The organism is Congregibacter sp. (assembly GCF_965660375.1).
In the GTDB taxonomy this organism is placed as follows: domain Bacteria; phylum Pseudomonadota; class Gammaproteobacteria; order Pseudomonadales; family Halieaceae; genus Congregibacter.
Window position 1 is genome coordinate 37,250 of record NZ_CBFHZO010000016.1, and the last position, 16,422, is coordinate 53,671.

15 protein-coding genes are annotated in these 16,422 nt (G+C 59.8%); all 15 read left to right on the top strand.

The window, feature by feature from the left end; genetic code table 11:
- Positions 1–2: 2 nt before the first annotated feature.
- The 15 genes from ccmA (at position 3) to phoR (ending at position 16,406) form a co-directional block, all read left to right on the top strand.
- The gene (gene ccmA, locus ACTG3T_RS01705; protein ID WP_439100535.1) at positions 3–608 is read left to right on the top strand and encodes a cytochrome c biogenesis heme-transporting ATPase CcmA; all 606 of its coding nucleotides are present in this window, start codon (positions 3–5) and stop codon (positions 606–608) included.
- Positions 605–1,291 (top strand): heme exporter protein CcmB, encoded by a 687-nt coding sequence (gene ccmB / locus ACTG3T_RS01710; RefSeq protein WP_439100536.1) that lies wholly within the window; start codon positions 605–607, stop codon positions 1,289–1,291. Before ccmA ends, ccmB begins: the two co-directional genes overlap by 4 nt.
- A 77-nt stretch (positions 1,292–1,368) precedes the next feature.
- Positions 1,369–2,109 (top strand): heme ABC transporter permease, encoded by a 741-nt coding sequence (locus ACTG3T_RS01715; protein ID WP_439100537.1) that lies wholly within the window; start codon positions 1,369–1,371, stop codon positions 2,107–2,109.
- Positions 2,109–2,327, top strand: coding sequence for a heme exporter protein CcmD (ccmD, locus tag ACTG3T_RS01720; RefSeq protein WP_439100538.1), 219 nt, complete (start codon positions 2,109–2,111; stop codon positions 2,325–2,327). The genes ACTG3T_RS01715 and ccmD overlap by 1 nt, the downstream gene beginning before the upstream one ends.
- A 4-nt stretch (positions 2,328–2,331) precedes the next feature.
- The gene (gene ccmE / locus ACTG3T_RS01725; RefSeq protein ID WP_439100539.1) at positions 2,332–2,775 is read left to right on the top strand and encodes a cytochrome c maturation protein CcmE; all 444 of its coding nucleotides are present in this window, start codon (positions 2,332–2,334) and stop codon (positions 2,773–2,775) included.
- On the top strand, positions 2,772–4,754 hold the full coding sequence (locus ACTG3T_RS01730) for a heme lyase CcmF/NrfE family subunit (protein ID WP_439100540.1): 1,983 nt from the start codon (positions 2,772–2,774) through the stop codon (positions 4,752–4,754). Before ccmE ends, ACTG3T_RS01730 begins: the two co-directional genes overlap by 4 nt.
- Entirely contained in the window at positions 4,738–5,277 is a 540-nt protein-coding gene (locus ACTG3T_RS01735) for a DsbE family thiol:disulfide interchange protein (RefSeq protein WP_439100541.1), read from the top strand. Before ACTG3T_RS01730 ends, ACTG3T_RS01735 begins: the two co-directional genes overlap by 17 nt.
- Before the next feature lie 20 nt (positions 5,278–5,297).
- Positions 5,298–5,774, top strand: a complete 477-nt coding sequence (locus tag ACTG3T_RS01740; RefSeq protein WP_439100542.1) for a cytochrome c-type biogenesis protein — start codon at positions 5,298–5,300, stop codon at positions 5,772–5,774.
- Entirely contained in the window at positions 5,771–6,961 is a 1,191-nt protein-coding gene (ccmI, locus tag ACTG3T_RS01745) for a c-type cytochrome biogenesis protein CcmI (protein ID WP_439100543.1), read from the top strand. Before ACTG3T_RS01740 ends, ccmI begins: the two co-directional genes overlap by 4 nt.
- 139 nt (positions 6,962–7,100) lie before the next feature.
- Positions 7,101–10,601, top strand: a complete 3,501-nt coding sequence (gene smc / locus ACTG3T_RS01750; protein ID WP_439100544.1) for a chromosome segregation protein SMC — start codon at positions 7,101–7,103, stop codon at positions 10,599–10,601.
- 68 nt (positions 10,602–10,669) lie between these two features.
- Positions 10,670–11,653, top strand: a complete 984-nt coding sequence (gene zipA / locus ACTG3T_RS01755; protein WP_439100545.1) for a cell division protein ZipA — start codon at positions 10,670–10,672, stop codon at positions 11,651–11,653.
- 8 nt (positions 11,654–11,661) lie between these two features.
- A complete protein-coding gene (ligA, locus tag ACTG3T_RS01760) occupies positions 11,662–13,686 on the top strand; it encodes an NAD-dependent DNA ligase LigA (RefSeq protein WP_439100546.1) in 2,025 nt (674 codons plus the stop codon).
- Positions 13,683–14,315: a transglycosylase SLT domain-containing protein gene (locus ACTG3T_RS01765; RefSeq protein ID WP_439100547.1), complete on the top strand. Its 633-nt coding sequence runs from the start codon at positions 13,683–13,685 to the stop codon at positions 14,313–14,315. The genes ligA and ACTG3T_RS01765 overlap by 4 nt, the downstream gene beginning before the upstream one ends.
- A gap of 109 nt (positions 14,316–14,424) precedes the next feature.
- Positions 14,425–15,135 carry a phosphate regulon transcriptional regulator PhoB gene (phoB, locus tag ACTG3T_RS01770; RefSeq protein WP_439100548.1) on the top strand — a complete coding sequence of 237 codons (711 nt, stop codon included), beginning with the start codon at positions 14,425–14,427 and terminating at the stop codon, positions 15,133–15,135.
- Positions 15,132–16,406 carry a phosphate regulon sensor histidine kinase PhoR gene (gene phoR, locus ACTG3T_RS01775; protein WP_439100549.1) on the top strand — a complete coding sequence of 425 codons (1,275 nt, stop codon included), beginning with the start codon at positions 15,132–15,134 and terminating at the stop codon, positions 16,404–16,406. The genes phoB and phoR overlap by 4 nt, the downstream gene beginning before the upstream one ends.
- The last annotated feature ends 16 nt before the right edge of the window (positions 16,407–16,422 follow it).

Here is a 16,422-nt window from a genome sequence, read left to right on the forward strand (position 1 = left end):
GCATGAGCGCAGGGATACTTCTGGAGGCGCGGGACCTTGGAATAGAGCGGGGCGGACGCGACCTCTTCACGGGTTTTTCTTTCACCCTCTCTGCGGGGGATATCGTGCATCTGCGGGGTGAGAACGGCGCGGGAAAGACGACGCTGCTGCGCATCCTCGCCGGCTTGTCGCGCTATGGCTTTGAGGGTGAGGTGCTGCGCGAGGGGAGCTGTCTGTATTTGGGGCACCAAAGCGCAGTGAAGGGGCTTTTATCACCCCGGGAAAACCTGCACTGGCACCCGTCCGGGGAGTCCTTTCTCAACGATACGGTCATTGACACCGCCCTTGCGGAGGTAGGCCTCTACGGTTACGAGGATGTGCCGGCGGCGCAGCTTTCTGCGGGACAGCAGCGCCGGGTTGATCTTGCCCGTCTCTACCTGAGCGACAAACCCCTGTGGTTGCTGGATGAGCCTTTCACCGCTATCGATGTTGCCGGTGTCGCTCGCCTCCAGCATCGATTTCTTGAGCATGCGGCCCGGGGCGGGGCGGTGCTGCTGAGTTCCCATCAGGCTCTGAATGCCGATGTAAATGCACAGGTGTTAGAGCTCTCCAGTGGAGCGGCGCTATGAGCGGGTCCAGCGCGCGGAGGGTCTACAGTGCCCTGCTGCGCCGACAGCTCACTCTGGCACTGCGCCGTCCGGTGCAGCTGCTCAATCCGGCATTGTTTTTTGCCATTGTTATTGTGCTCTTTCCCCTGGGTCTCGGGCCTGCGCCGGATACCCTGTCGCTCTTCGCCGGGGGCATTCTCTGGATCGTGGCACTCCTGGCGAACATGCTGGGCGCCGAAACACTGTTTCAGGGAGATTACGATGATGGTTCCCTCGACCAACTGCTCATCGCAGAGCAGCCGCTGTACTTCCTTGTGATGCCTTATCTGCTGGTGCACTGGCTTATTAGCGGCCTGTTGCTTGCGCTGTTATCACCACTGTTTGCGCTGATGCTCGGCTTGCCCTCGGCGGGCGTGGGAGTACTCATGGCTTCGCTGGCCTTGGGATCGGGCGTAATGAGTGTACTCGGCGCTATTGGTGCGGCGCTTACCGTAGGATTGCGACGGGGGGGTATGCTCGTCGCGTTCCTGGTGACGCCTTTTTACATGCCGGTGCTGATTTTTGGCGCGGGCGCGGTGCGCGCAGCGGTGGATGGCTTGCCCTTTGCGCCGTATCTGGCCCTCCTCGGCGCCATGTTTTCTCTGGCACTGGCTCTGGGCCCCGCAGCGATTGCGGCAGCGCTGAGGATCTCTGCCGATGCATGAGCGATGGGCGCGAATGATTTATTGTCAAGGGAGTCTCTCACTTTGTTCTCCCTATGTGCCCCGAGTATAATTCGCTGATGTGGACGTTCTTTCATAAATTGGGGTCCCCCCCCTGGCTGTATGGCATCGCCGGCACGATCCTGCGCTGGCTTCTGCCCATCGGGCTTCTTGCGCTGAGTATCGGTGTGATCTGGGGGCTGCTGTACACCGCGCCTGATTTTCGTCAGGGCAACAGTTATCGCATTATCTATATTCATGTGCCCGCCTCGGTGGTGGCCCTGGCGGGCTATTATGTGATGGCCATTGCCGGTGCGATCAGCCTGATCTGGAAGATGAAAATGGCCGATATCGCGATGCTCGCCGCAGCCCCTGTGGGTGCCGCTCTGACCTTTGTCGCCCTGGTGACCGGATCTATCTGGGGCAAGCCTACCTGGGGCACATGGTGGGTATGGGATGCGAGAATTACCTCCATGCTTATTTTGCTGTTTCTCTATCTCGGAGTCATGGCGCTTTATGAGGCCTATGACAACAAGGCTGCAGCATCGAGAGCCTGCGCTATCCTTGCGCTGGTGGGGACTGTGAATATTCCGATCATCTACAAGTCCGTGGACTGGTGGTACAGCCTGCACCAGCCGGCATCCATCAAGTTTTCCGGAGAAAGCACCATTGACCCGAGCATGTTGTATCCGCTGTTGCTTTGCATCGTGTCTTTTTACCTGCTCTTCACCTGCGCATTGTTGGCGAACATGCGTGTGGAGATATTGCGACGGGAGCGTCGTACCGGTTGGGTGCAACGATTAGTGGGAGACGCTGTCTGATGTACTTCGATAGTGTTTCTGCGGCGCTGGCCATGGATGGACACGGCCCCTATGTCTGGGCGGCTTACGGTCTCACCCTTGTGGTGCTTTCTTTGCTCATCCTGTCGCCGGCTATGCGAAAGCGTCGACTTCTTCGGGAGCTCCGGGGAGAGTATCGGCGCCAACAGCAGAAAGAAGCCCAACAGCCCGAGTCCGGTCCAAGCGTGGAGTTATCCTGAACTAATGCATCCCGTCCGCAAGCAACGCCTTTGGGTGGTTTTGAGTATTGTCCTGTTCTCTTCCGCAGCCATCGGCCTGGCCGCCTATGCCCTGCGGGGCAACATCAATCTTTTCTACCCGCCTGTGGAGGTGGCTGCGGGGCAAGCCCCCGTGGACACGCCCATTCGCGTGGGTGGTATGGTGGTGGAGGGGAGCGTCCAGCGTTCCGACAGCACCCTGGAGACGCGCTTCGCCGTGACGGACTATCAGGCAACGGTAGAGGTGGTATACGAGGGTATTCTTCCGGACCTCTTCGCCGAGGGCGAGGGGGTGGTGGCCTCCGGGCGTTTGAGTAGTGCCGGTGTTCTGCGCGCCGATGAGGTGCTGGCGAAACACGACGAGAATTACATGCCGCCGGAAGTGGCGGAGGCGCTAAAGAACAGTGCGACGGCGGGAGTAAGCCCATGATTCCGGAGCTAGGACACTTCGCTTTGGTTATTGCGCTGCTGATGTCGGTAGCACTGACGGTAGTTCCCCTTTGGGGAAGTTGGCGGGGTAACTATGCTGCCATGCGTCTTGCGCCCACCCTGGCCAGTGCCGTGACGGTCTTTTGCCTGATAAGTTTTGCATGCCTGGCGATTGCCTTTTTGCAGGATGATTTTTCCGTCAAGGTCGTCGCGTCCAACAGTAACAGCCTCCTACCGCCGATCTACAAGTTCTCCGCCGTGTGGGGCAATCATGAGGGCTCTCTGCTTCTTTGGGTGCTCATCCTGTCTTTCTGGTTGGCGGCGGTAGCGACATTCAGTCGCGGCCTGCCCACGGTGATGCTCGCCCGGGTGCTGGCGGTTATGGGTTTTATCGGGGTGGGTTTTACCTCCTTTTCCTTGTTTACCTCAAACCCCTTCGAGCGCCTGTTGCCCGGCGTCCCGGCTGACGGTAATGATCTGAACCCGCTTCTCCAGGATCCCGGCCTGATTATTCATCCGCCGTTGCTTTATATGGGTTATGTGGGCTTTAGCGTGGCTTTTGCCTTTGCGGTGGCCGCGCTCATGGGCGGGCGCCTGGATGCTGCCTGGGCGCGGTGGTCACGTCCCTGGACCAACGTTGCCTGGTCGTTCCTGAGTCTGGGCATCATGCTTGGCAGCTGGTGGGCCTACTACGAACTGGGCTGGGGCGGCTGGTGGTTCTGGGACCCGGTGGAAAACGCATCTTTTATGCCCTGGCTCGCCGGCACGGCGTTGATTCACTCCCTGGCCGCGACGGAAAAGCGGGGTCTGTTCAAGAGCTGGACCGTATTGCTGGCAATCTTTGCCTTCTCCCTCAGCCTCCTGGGAACCTTCCTGGTGCGTTCAGGCGTGCTCACATCCGTGCATGCCTTTGCCGCAGATCCCGAACGGGGTCTGTTTATCCTGGTATTCCTGGGAATCGTAGTGGGCGGTTCCCTGACCCTTTACGCACTCCGGGCACCCTCGGTGCGCAGTCGTATAGGCTTTGGCACCGTGTCCCGGGAGTCCTTGCTGCTGGTCAACAACGTCGTATTTCTTGTGGCAACGTTGACGGTGCTCTTCGGTACCCTGTTTCCCCTGTTGATGGATGCGCTGGGGCAGGGTAAATATTCTGTAGGTGCTCCCTATTTCAATGCCGTATTCGTGCCGCTGATGGCCTGCCTTGTGCCGTTTATGGGGATCGGTCCCATCTCCAAATGGCGTGATGACAGCGTCTACCGCTGGCGCAGCCGCATGCTGGTGCCCGCGGCGGTGGTCCTCGGTGTCGGCCTGGGTCTTCCGCTGATCAGTGATCAGGGCTACAACGTTTGGGTTGCTCTTGCGCTGGTTCTGGCCGGGTGGTTGCTTGCAGGTCTCGTACAGGATTTTCGCGAGCGCACGCGGAACAGTCCGGGTTTTCTTCGGGGACTGCGCCGTCAGTCACCCAGCTACTGGGGCATGGTGATGGCCCATTGTGGTTTTGCTATGGCGATCATCGGCGTGGTGGCAACATCGCAATACAATATCGAAAGGGATCTGCGCATGGCACCCGGCGATAGCGAAGCCCTGGCGGGCTACCGTTTCGACTTCAAAGAGACGGTGCGTCTGCGGGGGGCAAATTATCTGGCCGATGGCGCGCGTTTCGAGGTGTATCGCGGCGAGCGGTTGGTGACAACGCTGCTTGCAGAAAAGCGTCGCTATCTTGCTTCGGGCTCGGTGATGACCGAGGCGGCCATCGATGGCGGGCTCTTTCGGGATCTTTATGTCGCCATGGGTGAGCCTGTGGGTGACGGCGGAGCCTGGGCGATACGCTTGCATTACAAGCCCATGGTGCGCTGGATGTGGATAGGGGCGCTGTTTATGGGTGCGGGAGGATTACTTACCGTGACTGACCGTCGCTACCGTCGGAAGGTAACGCAGAGCAGGCTTTCTCCGGGGGCTGCGAATGTCGCCCAGGCTTAAACTGTTTGTACCGCTGGGGCTGTTTGTTCTCCTCGCCCTGCTGCTGTTTCGCGGCCTGTCCCTTGACCCCCAGGCCCTGCCGTCAGCACTCATCGACAAGCCGCTTCCCCAGTTCAGTCTCCCGGCGCTAAGCGATGATCAGACCCTTAGCGACAGGGATTTGCTGGGCGGGCCACTGCTGCTCAACGTCTGGGCGACCTGGTGCATTTCCTGTCGCGTGGAACACCCGTATCTCCAGCGCCTGGCGGACAGTGGTGTGCGCATCTACGGGGTAAATTACAAGGATGATTCTGCGGCGGCACGGGACTGGTTAAGCCAGTTGGGGGATCCCTATCGCGCGAGCATTGTGGATGCCCGGGGGACCCTGGGGCTGGATCTGGGTGTCTACGGCGCACCGGAGACTTACTTTGTTGATGCACAGGGGGTCATTCGCTATCGGCACGTGGGCGTGATTGATGAGCGCGTATGGACCGGTCGCCTGAAAGCGATCTACGACGAGCTCACTTCAAACAGCGGTACCTGATGTTTTCCAGAGGTTTTTCCATGCGGCTCGCGTCTTTCGCGTTTTTACTGGGTGTCTTTTGCGCAGTACCTGCCTTTGCGGTAATCGAAACTTACGAGTTTTCCAGCCCTCAGCTGGAGGTGCGTTATCGCGCCCTGAGCCAGGAACTCCGCTGCCCCAAGTGTCAGAATCAGAATATCGCGGACTCCAACGCGCCGATATCCCAGGACTTGCGCGCGCGTGTTTACGAGCAGTTGGAGGAGGGAGCCAGCGACGAAGAAATTCTTGAGGATATGGTGGCGCGGTATGGCGAATTTGTACGCTATAGCCCGGCTGCCAGCGGTGCGGCGCTGTGGCTGTGGTTGGCGCCTGCCCTCATGCTCGGGGTCGGTTTCCTGCTATTGCTGGTGCTTTTGCGTCGCGGGCAGAACGGGGGGGCTGACGATGAAGACTCCCTCACAGCCCAGGAGCGCCAGCGTGTGGCGCAGATGATGAGCGACAAGGACAACAGGCAATGACGGGTTTTTTGCTGGGCGCCGCGGTTCTCTGCGTTATTGCCGCCGCTTTTTTGCTGTCGCGAAGAAATACGGCTCCCAGGGCTGCCGATGGCAGTGATCCTAATCTGGGATGGTACGCGCAACGGGAAGCGGAGTTGCAGGGTGAGGATGAGAAGCTTCTTGACGATGCGCGGCTGCGATTGCTGGAGGATGCCGCTGCGGCGGAGGGCAATGCACCCGCTCCGGGAAGTGGGGGGCGCCGTCTGGGCGTCTTCCTGCTCCTCGCGGTCGTTTTCTCCGCGGGATTGATCTATCAGCAAACCGGTTCTCTTGAAGATGTATTGATTTACGAAGAGCTCAGTGAGTTGACGCCCCAAGACAGTGATGCAACGCGGGAGGCCCTTCTTGCGCGTATCGCCGCACGTAGTCGGGCCCGGGAAGACAACCTTCAATATCTCGGACTCCTGGGCCAGCTCTACATGGCCGGCGAAGACTATGCTCCCGCGAGGGAGGCCTTCGGTCTCCTCGCAGAAAAGGCGCCCGAGGATCCCCAGGCCCTGGCCATGGCAGCACAGGCGCGGTTTCTGGCGGCAGATAGACAGCTGGATGCCGATGCCCAGCTGCTTGCAGAGCGTGCCCTGGCCGTGGATCCGGAGCAGCGTACGGCTTTGGGTCTCCTGGGTATGGCCTCCTTTGAAGAGGGCCTTTACGGAGCGGCAATCAATTACTGGGGTCGCCTTCAGGCTCAGGAAGCCGCCGAGTCTCCCGGTTATGAAATGCTCGCGCAGGTCATCGCCGTCGCCAGAGAGCGTGGCGGGATAGCGCCCGGGAATCAGGCGCCGCAGGGAGCAGAGGACCGTGGGCCGGGCATCTCCGTTGCTTTGGATCTGCCGGGCGAAGAGCCCCTTGATCCCCGGGCCATCGTGTTTGTGTTCGCAAGACCGGTGGGGGCCCGGGGCGGGATGCCCATCGCGGTGCGCCGTTTCCAGGCGGGGCAATTGCCGACGCGCTTACGCTTGAGTGATGGCGACTCCATGGCGGGGCAGCTACTGAGTGAGGCTGGCGAAGTGGTGGTGTCTGCCCAGATTTCCCTGAACGGGCAGCCCGGTGTTGCGAACGCCGCGTTCACCGGTGTGGGGCAGCCGGTCACCGCAGGTGGCGATGAGGTGGCGGTAGAGATTCAGTGGCAGACCGCAGGACAAGGCTGAGCGCTCCTTTTGCTTCGGGCATAGTGTTATTCCTGTAAAGCAGATACACTATATCTAGTGGTCAAAATCTGATTTTCATTGAAAAATAATAAGAAATATCCATGAAAAACATGCGTTTACGAAGGATACTTAAAGCTAGATGCGTTTAAAGTCGATAAAGCTGGCAGGCTTCAAGTCCTTTGTGGATCCCACTGCTGTGCACTTCCCCAGCAACATGAGCGCCGTCGTGGGTCCCAATGGCTGCGGCAAATCCAATATCATTGATGCCGTGCGCTGGGTTATGGGCGAAAGCTCCGCCAAAAACCTTCGCGGTGAGTCCATGGCTGATGTCATCTTTAACGGCTCGGGCAATCGTCAGCCGGTGGGGCAGGCTTCCATCGAGTTGGTGTTCGACAATAGCGATGGCGGCGTCGGTGGCGAATACGCAAGCTACGCCGAGATTGGCATCCGCCGCCAGGTGACGCGGGACGGACAATCGGAATATTTTCTCAACGGTACCAAATGCCGCCGGCGGGATATCACCGACATATTTTTGGGCACGGGCCTGGGGCCTCGCAGCTACGCCATCATCGAGCAGGGGATGATATCCCGGCTTATTGAATCAAAGCCGGAAGAACTTCGCATATTCATTGAGGAAGCGGCGGGTATTTCCAAGTACAAGGAGCGCCGACGGGAGACCGAATCACGCATGCGGCGTACCCTCGAAAATCTCGAGCGACTTACCGATCTTCGTGACGAATTGGAGCGTCAGCTCCAGCACCTCCAGCGCCAGTCCCAGGCGGCGGAAAAATACAAGAACCTCAGGGCAGAGGAACGCTCCCTGAAGCAACAGCTCATGGCTGCCCAGCTCCGTGAACTGCAGGCGCAGCACAAGGCCGCGGCTCATGAAGTGGGGGAGCACGAGGTTCGCCTTGAGGCGGAATACGCCAACCAGCAGCGCGTCGATACAGCGCTGGAACAGCATCGTCTCACTCACAGTGAGCGCAACGACGCGTTGGTGGAGATACAGGGCCGTTTCTATGCTATCGGTGCGGAAGTCAGTCGTATTGAGCAGGAGATACGCTACCAGGGAGAGAAGGCCGAGCAGATCAACGATGATTTGCGCAGCACCGAGGTGGGGCTGGAGCAGGCCAAAGCGCACCTGGAGGAAGACGGCAATCGTCTGGCAGGCTGGGAGGAGGAGCTGGAAACGCTGGGCCCGGCGCTGGAGACCCAGCGCAGCACTGCAGCCAGCGCGGCCGAGGCACTGGCCGAAGCGGAAGCCAATATGCAGTCCTGGCAAAGTGACTGGGATGAGTTCAACCAGAAGGCCGCCGTGCCCCGCCAGGAAGCGGAGGTGCAGCAGTCCCGAATCCAGCACCTGGAGCATTCCCTGGCGCGGCTTCAGAAACGTCTGGAGCAGCTCGATCAGGAGCGGGAGTCGCACAACGATGATGCGGCGGTGGAAACGCTGGAACAGCTTCGCAGTGAGCTCGAGGTCGCGAGCGAGACCATCGAAGAGCTGTCGACAAAGCTGCAGGATTTGGAAGGCGATGTTACCGGCCTTCGTAACCAGCGCCGCGAGCGTCAGGAAGAACTCAATACATTGCGCTCAAAGCTGCAGATCCAGCGCGGACGGGAGGCGTCCCTGGAAGCCTTGCAGCAGGCGGCAAAAGAGCGTGCCGAGGGCGGCAAGGTCGGTGACTGGCTGCGGGAGCGCGGCCTCACGGATAATCCGCGCCTGCTGGATGACCTGCATGTTGAAGATCGCTGGCAGCGCGCTGTGGAGGTGGTACTGGGCAGTGCACTCCAGGGTGTGTGTGTCGACAGTGTTGCCTCCCTCGATGGCGCCCTGGGTGCCCTTGCCAGTGGCGATTTGACGCTTTTCGAGGTGTCTGCTGAAGTTGTTAACCCTCCGAACTCCCTGGCTGGCAAGCTCCGGGGTGACAGCCGGGCGCGCTCCCTGCTGACCGCGGTGCGCTGTGCTGAGAATAGTGAAGAGGCCCTGGCCGGTCGCGCTTCTCTGGCCCCGGGAGAATCCATTATCACGCCGGAGGGGCGCTGGTTTGGCCGCAACTGGGTGCGCACGCTCCAGGGTGGCGAAAGCGAATCGGGCCTCATCGCCCGGCAGCAGGAGCTGGAGGCGCTGGGCGAGGAGATAGAGCAGCTCGCGGAGGCAGAGTCCCGGGCCAAGGCCTCCCTTAGTGAAAGCGACGAGCACCTGGCAGCCGCGGAACAGCAACTCAAAGCGACGCGCGCAGAGGCAGATACGGCCGCACGGAATCGCTCCGATGTGCTTTCCCAGGTGCGTGCGGAGGAAGCCAAGCAGGAACAGGTACTCGCGCGACGGGAACGTCTGGAGCACGAAGTCACGGAGCTTCGCGGACAGTTCGAGCAGGAGCAGGGCGCCATGGTCGAGGCGCGAAATAAACTGTCCGCTGCCATTGAGACGATGGATGGCAATACCGCAGACCGGGAAGCGCGTTTGGCGGCGCGGGAAGGTCTTCGAAACACCCTGGACAGCGTCCGCAGTGATGCGCAGCAGAGTCGTGATGCAGCCCATCAGGCCGCCCTGCGGCATCAGTCACTGGTGACCCAGAGCGAAACTATTCGCAGCGCGCTGATACGGAGCAGGGAGCAGGTCGAGCGACTGAGTGAGCGCCTCGAAACCCTCAGCAGTGCGCGCCTTGAGAACGACGAACCTCTGGATGACCTGAAGAAAAACCTGGAAGAACAGCTGGCGCATCGTCTGGAGTCGGAAACACGTCTCACTACAGCCCGTCAGGCGCTGGCGGATATTGAACATACGCTGCGTGAGGCGGAGCAGGAGCGCATGCAGATTGAGCAGCGCGCGGCGGCTCTTCGTGAGAAGCTCGAATCCCGACGTTTTGCGGTGCAGGGGCTGGAGCATCAGCAAAACACCATGCTCGGCCAGCTCGAGGAATTGGGGGGTAATTTCGAAGAACTCCTTGCGGCCCTGCCGGAGGAAGTGGATATGGCGGCCTGGCAAACCGAGCTGGAGCGCTACGCCAACCGCATTGCGAGACTGGGGCCCATTAACCTCGCCGCCGTGGATGAGTACCAGCAGCAGTCCGAGCGCAAGCGCTATCTTGACGCGCAGAATGAAGATCTGGAGTCAGCTCTGGATACGCTCGAGGCGGCGATCCGTAAAATCGACAAGGAAACCCGCAACCGCTTTAAGGACACCTTTGATCAGGTAAACAGCGGACTGCAGGAGTTGTTCCCCCGGGTGTTTGGCGGCGGAGCCGCCAGTCTTGAGATGACCGGTGACGATCTTCTGGATACCGGGGTGTCTATCCTGGCGCAGCCTCCCGGCAAAAAGAACAGCACCATTCACCTGCTGTCCGGGGGTGAAAAAGCTCTGACGGCTATTGCCTTGGTGTTTTCTATTTTCCAGCTCAACCCGGCGCCTTTTTGCATGCTCGATGAGGTGGATGCGCCACTGGATGATGCCAACGTGGGCCGTTATGCCCGCATGGTGAAAGAGATGTCCGATAAGGTGCAGTTTATCTTTATTACCCACAACAAGATCACCATGGAGATGGCAGATCAGTTGATGGGGGTGACCATGCACGAGCCAGGCGTATCGCGGCTGGTCACGGTGGATGTGGAGGAGGCCGCTGAGCTGGCGGCGAGCTAGAATTCTGGAGTTGGGGAAGCACGTTAGCGTGGTTCAGCGATTGACCATAGGGAGGAGTAAACAAAGCCGTGCCTGAAGTGACCCTGCGCGACGGAATGGTGCTCGTCGGAAGTCTCCTGATTCTTGCGGTGATGATTGACGCCTGGCGGAGAATGCGGAGCCAGCAGCGGGAGCGCGTGCGTATGAAGCTCGCGCCAGAACCCGCGGACGCGCCGCCGGTGGATGATCTTGCGGTGTTTCGCGAGCTGCCCAATGGTGGTGCGCGGATCGTCAGTCGTGAGGACCTTCTGGGTAGCGATGGCCTGGGTCCCTCCAGCGACAACACCTCCAACAACACCTCCAACGACGCCTCTGACGCCGCAGATGCGGCTGATATCGCCGCGGAGGCTCCTCCGCAGGCCGGGTTCAGAGATCAGCATGAAGGCGCCCCAGAGACAGAAAACGCTTCGGCAGCGGATGAGAAGGCTTCTGCAGATGGAAGCGGCAGCAATGACGGCGAAGTATCCATGGAAGGCATGCGCGCCGATAGCGATGAGCCCAGTAATCTCGACTGGCTAAACGACATTCCCGAGGAAGAGGAGCCAGGCCCCACAAAAACTGTGGAGGCCGGGGGTGTCATGGAGACGGAAGTCATCATCCTCCATGTCATGTCGCGAGACACCGATGGTTTTTCGGGCAAGGACATTCTCGAAATCCTGTTGGCCTGCGATCTCCGTTTTGGCGATATGAACTTTTTTCACCGCCACGAGCAGCAGGCAGGACGCGGTCCCATCCAGTTCAGTGTGGCCAATATGCTCCAGCCGGGCGTTTTTGACATCGACAATATGGATACCATGCAGACCCGGGGTCTGGTGTTTTTCATCACGCTTCCGGGGCCTGAAGATATGATCCAGGCCTTTGACTACATGCTCGAAACCGCCCGGGTCGTGGCACGTAACCTCGGGGGAGAGCTGTTGGATGAATCCCGCAGCGTTCTGACCCAGCAGGCCGTCGAACATTCCCGACAACAGATCCGCGAACTCGAACGTCGGTTACTTGCCCAGCGGGGCTAGCGATCACGATGCCCGACGATGACATCAGGAACCGCGTCCAAAGCCTGCGTGAGCAGCTGGAGCGCTGGAATCGCGAGTACTACATCCTAGATGCGCCCACAATCCCTGATCAGGACTACGATGCCGCCCTGCGGGAGCTTCAGACCCTGGAGGCGGTGCACCCGGAACTGCGGGACGCGTCATCACCGACCCAAAGAGTGGGCGCTGCACCGCTCAATGCTTTCACAAGCGTCGAGCACCCCATGCCGATGCTGTCCCTGGATAATGCCTTTAGTGACGATGAGCTGGCGGCATTTCTTAAACGCGTTGTTGATCGCCTGGACGTGGATACCCTGCCGGAGTTGGTCGCCGAGCCCAAGCTCGACGGCATAGCGGTGAGCCTTATCTATCGTGATGGTCTGTTGTCGCGCGCGGCCACCCGGGGCGACGGCACCCGCGGTGAGGACATTACGCTGAATGTTCGCACTATCCGGTCTGTGCCCCTGAAACTGCTGGGAGAGGACTGCCCTGAGCTTGTGGAGATTCGCGGCGAGATCTTTATGCCCCGCGCTGGTTTCGAAGCGTTCAATGAGCATGCCCGGCGTGAGGGTGGAAAACCCTTCGTCAATCCGCGGAATGCGGCGGCGGGGTCTTTGCGCCAGCTCGATTCAAAGATTACCGCCGGGCGGCCCCTGGAGTTTTGCGCCTACTCATCGGGTCAGCATCCCGAGGCGGGTTGGCCGGGGTCTCATTGGGATGTCCTGCAGTTGTTTGCGAGCTGGGGAGTCCCTGTCAGTCGCTATGCCGAACGTCTCTCGGGTTTAGGGGACTGCATCGATTATTTCCAGCGGCTGGGAGAGCAGCGCGATGCCCTGAGTTTTGACATCGATGGCATCGTGTACAAGGTGAATGATTTTGCAGCGCAGCGGGAGCTGGGCTTTGTTGCCCGAGCGCCGCGGTGGTCCGTCGCACGAAAATTTCCCGCTCAGGAGGCGGTGACGAAGGTGACCGGCGTTGAGTTTCAGGTGGGGCGCACGGGCGCGATTACGCCGGTAGCACGCTTGGAGCCGGTATTTGTCGGGGGCGTTACGGTGAGCAATGCAACGCTCCACAACATGGATGAAATTGCGCGTCTCAATCTTCACCACGGTGACAGCGTGGTGGTGCGTCGTGCGGGTGATGTTATTCCACAAGTGGTGTCGGTCATCGAAGAGCGGCGTCTGGATTCCGCGGCGCTCATCGATGCGCCATGCGCCTGCCCCGTCTGTGAGTCGCCCGTGGAGCGGGTGGCAGGGGAAGCGACATTGCGTTGCACCGGTGGTTTGGTGTGTGCGGCGCAGTTGAAGGCGGCGGTGCGTCATTTCGCCAGTCGGCGCGCCATGGATATTGATGGCCTGGGGGAAAAGATCGTTGAGCAGCTGGTGGACCGGGGCCTGGTGCGCGATGTGGCCGATCTCTTCAAGCTCGAGGAATCGGCGCTGTTGTCTCTGGAGCGCATGGGTGAGAAGTCCGTGGTTAACTTGTTAAGCGCCATCGATGCCAGTCGCCAGACCACGCTTCCGCGCTTTATTTTTGCCCTGGGTATCCGGGAAGTGGGAGAGGCCACGGCCCTGGCTCTTGCAAACCATTTTGGCAGTCTGGACGCCATTGGCGGAGCGGATCTTGAGGATTTGCTGGAGGTGCCCGATGTAGGGCCCGTGGTCGCCGAGCATGTGCATGTGTTTTTTCGTGCGGAAGCGAATCAGGAGGTGCTCCAGCGACTCGTTGCCGCGGGCATCGCCTGGCCCCAAGTCGCGATGACCGCTGATGGCAACGGTGCACTGGACGGCCAGGTGTGGGTGGTAAGCGGTAAGCTCGAAAGTCAGTCCCGGGATGAAGCCGAGGCTGCGCTGCGGGCTCTGGGTGCCCGCACCGCCAAGTCCGTGTCGGGGAAAACTACCGTGCTGCTCGCCGGACCGGGGGCGGGGAGCAAGCTGAGCAAAGCGGAGTCCCTGGGTGTTGAGGTTATCGATGAGGCGGAGTTCCAGGCCCGCCTGGAACAGGCGGGGGCATGACAGCCTGCGGCGTAACGCCGTCCCGGGGAATCCTTGTGTTGGTGGTGACGCTGTTCCTCGTGAGTGCCTGCGCGACTTCACCGCCTGCCGATGTCGACGACCTCTGCAAAATCTTTGATGACAAGCGGGGCTGGTACGATGATGCACGAGATGCTGAGAAGTCCTGGGGGAGCGCTGTGGCGGTGATGATGGCCATCATTCATCAGGAGTCCCGCTTTGTCGCCAACGCCAAACCGCCGCGCAAAAAGATTCTCGGGTTTATACCGGGTCCCCGTCCTTCCGATTCCTACGGTTACAGTCAGGCGCTTGAGTCCACCTGGAATGGCTACAAGCGCTCCGCCGGTCGTTACGGGGCGGACCGGGATGACTTTGGCGACGCGATTGATTTTGTCGGCTGGTACAACAATGAGTCCTACCGTCGCAACGGTATTCAGAAAAACGATGCTTACCGGCTTTATCTCGCCTATCACGAAGGCCACGGGGGCTATGAGCGGGGCACCTTTCACTCCAAAGACTGGTTGCTTGGCGTGGCCCGTAAAGTGTCAGACCGATCAGCTCGTTATGAGCGCCAGCTTAACGGCTGTCGGGAGCGCCTGGAGAAGGGGAGAGGCTGGTTTGGTTGGTTTTGATTGGTTTTGATTGTGACGTTTTTGTGTCCGAAAAGGCCCTGTCTGTCATCTTTGTGTCATCTGTGGGTTGCAAGATTCACCGCTTCAGCAGTCCTGCGGGAGAACAGGGATGAGTGAGCGAACGGTGCTGGTGGTAGATGATGAGTTTGCGATTCGCGATATGCTGCGAATGGCGCTGGAAATCGTCGATTACCGCTGCCTTGAGGCGGATAACATCCAGGATGCCCACGCCATTGTTGTCGATCAGCGGCCGGATATCGTGCTCCTGGACTGGATGCTGCCGGGAGGGAGTGGTATTGAGCTGTTGCGTCGGCTGAAGCGCGACGACACGACCCAGGAGATACCCGTGATTATGCTCACCGCAAAAACCGCGGAAGACAATGTCATTCAGGGCCTCGAGGTGGGGGCAGATGACTACATCACCAAGCCTTTTGCGCCGCGGGAACTCATCGCACGTATAAAGGCACTCCTGCGACGTTCCGGGGTGGGCGAGAGCGCCGATCGCATGCAGGTGTCCGAGCTGGTGCTCGATGGCAAAAGCCGGCGGGTGTACCTGGCTGATGAGCCTCTGGACATGGGGCCTACGGAATTCAATCTGCTGCAGTTTTTTATGTCCCATCCGGAACGTGCCTACAGCCGCAATCAAATGCTCGATCAGGTGTGGGGCGCAAACGTCTATGTAGAAGAGCGCACGGTGGATGTGCACATCCGTAGGCTGCGCAAGGCGCTGCAAGTCAAGGGTAAGGACTACAGCGGTCTGATCCAGACCGTGCGTGGCACGGGCTATCGCTTTTCCTCCCGGGGGGTACCCGCCGGTTGAGTCTTGCAGGGAGCTGGCGCGCTGAATTACGGAAGCTGCTGCTGGTTCTGGCGGCCTCGGGCCTGCTCGGCTGGGTTACGGGCTACACCCTCGAAATGCTGTGCATCGGGCTCGGCGTCCTTACCGGTATCTGGCTGTGGCAGCTCTGGCTCATGCGCCGGTGGCTGGAAGACCCGGATCAGCCTCCGCCCGAGAGTGCCGGTATCTGGGGTTTGGTCTACGACACCATCTACGGTCTCCAGCGGGAAAACCGCGAAGCCCGTGGCCGCCTCCAGTCCACCGTTGACTATCTGAGAAGCTCCTTCGCATCCATGCGCGACGGCGTGCTGATTCTTACCCAGAGCGGCGCCATCGAATGGTCTAATTACGCGGCAGAGGGTCTGCTCGGGCTCCAGTACCCCCGGGATCGAGGCCAGCCCGTGTTGAATCTGCTTCGCTGGCCTGCGTTTCACGATTACTTTTTAAAAGGTGATTTTCAGCAGCCCCTGCAAATTCCCAGTGACCGCAACAGTCGGCAGATTTTACAGGTGGAAATTACAACCTTTGCCGGCGGCGACTTTCTATTGTTCTTCCGGGATGTGACCCGGGTGGTGCAGATGGAGCAAATGCGCCGGGACTTTGTGGGCAATGTGTCCCATGAACTGAGAACGCCGCTGACGGTGTTCAAGGGGTATCTGGATACCTTGTCATCCAGCGAGCTGCTCGAGGACCCGCGGTTCCAAAAAGCGGCGGCGCAGATGGATATGCAGGTTCAGCGCATGGAGAACCTGTTGACGGATTTGCTGTGGCTCAGTCGCATCGAAACGGTGAGTGAGGACCGGGAGACGGAAGACGTAAACATGGTAGCGATGCTTGAAGAGCTTCGCGAGGAGCTGCGCTCCAGTCATCCGGACCGCCTTGTGGTTCTGGAACTGGAGACCCGGGATGCAGTGAAGGGTAATTACCGTGAGCTCCGCAGCGCGGTGTCCAACCTGGTCATCAATGCGCTCAAATACAGCGAAGACGACAAGCCGGTGAGCGTGAGCTGGGTGCGCGGTGACCAGGAGCTCGTGTTGAACGTGGTGGATGCCGGCGTTGGTATCGAAGCCGAACACATATCCAGAATCACGGAACGTTTCTACCGCGTGGATGAAAGTCGCAATGCGCGCACCGGAGGCACCGGTCTTGGTTTGGCAATCGTCAAGCACGTTGCCGCCAGCCATCGGGCTGAGTTGATCATTGCTAGTGAGCCGGGACGAGGGAGTCGTTTCGCTCTGCACTTTGCCCTGTGAATACCCGCCGTCGTTT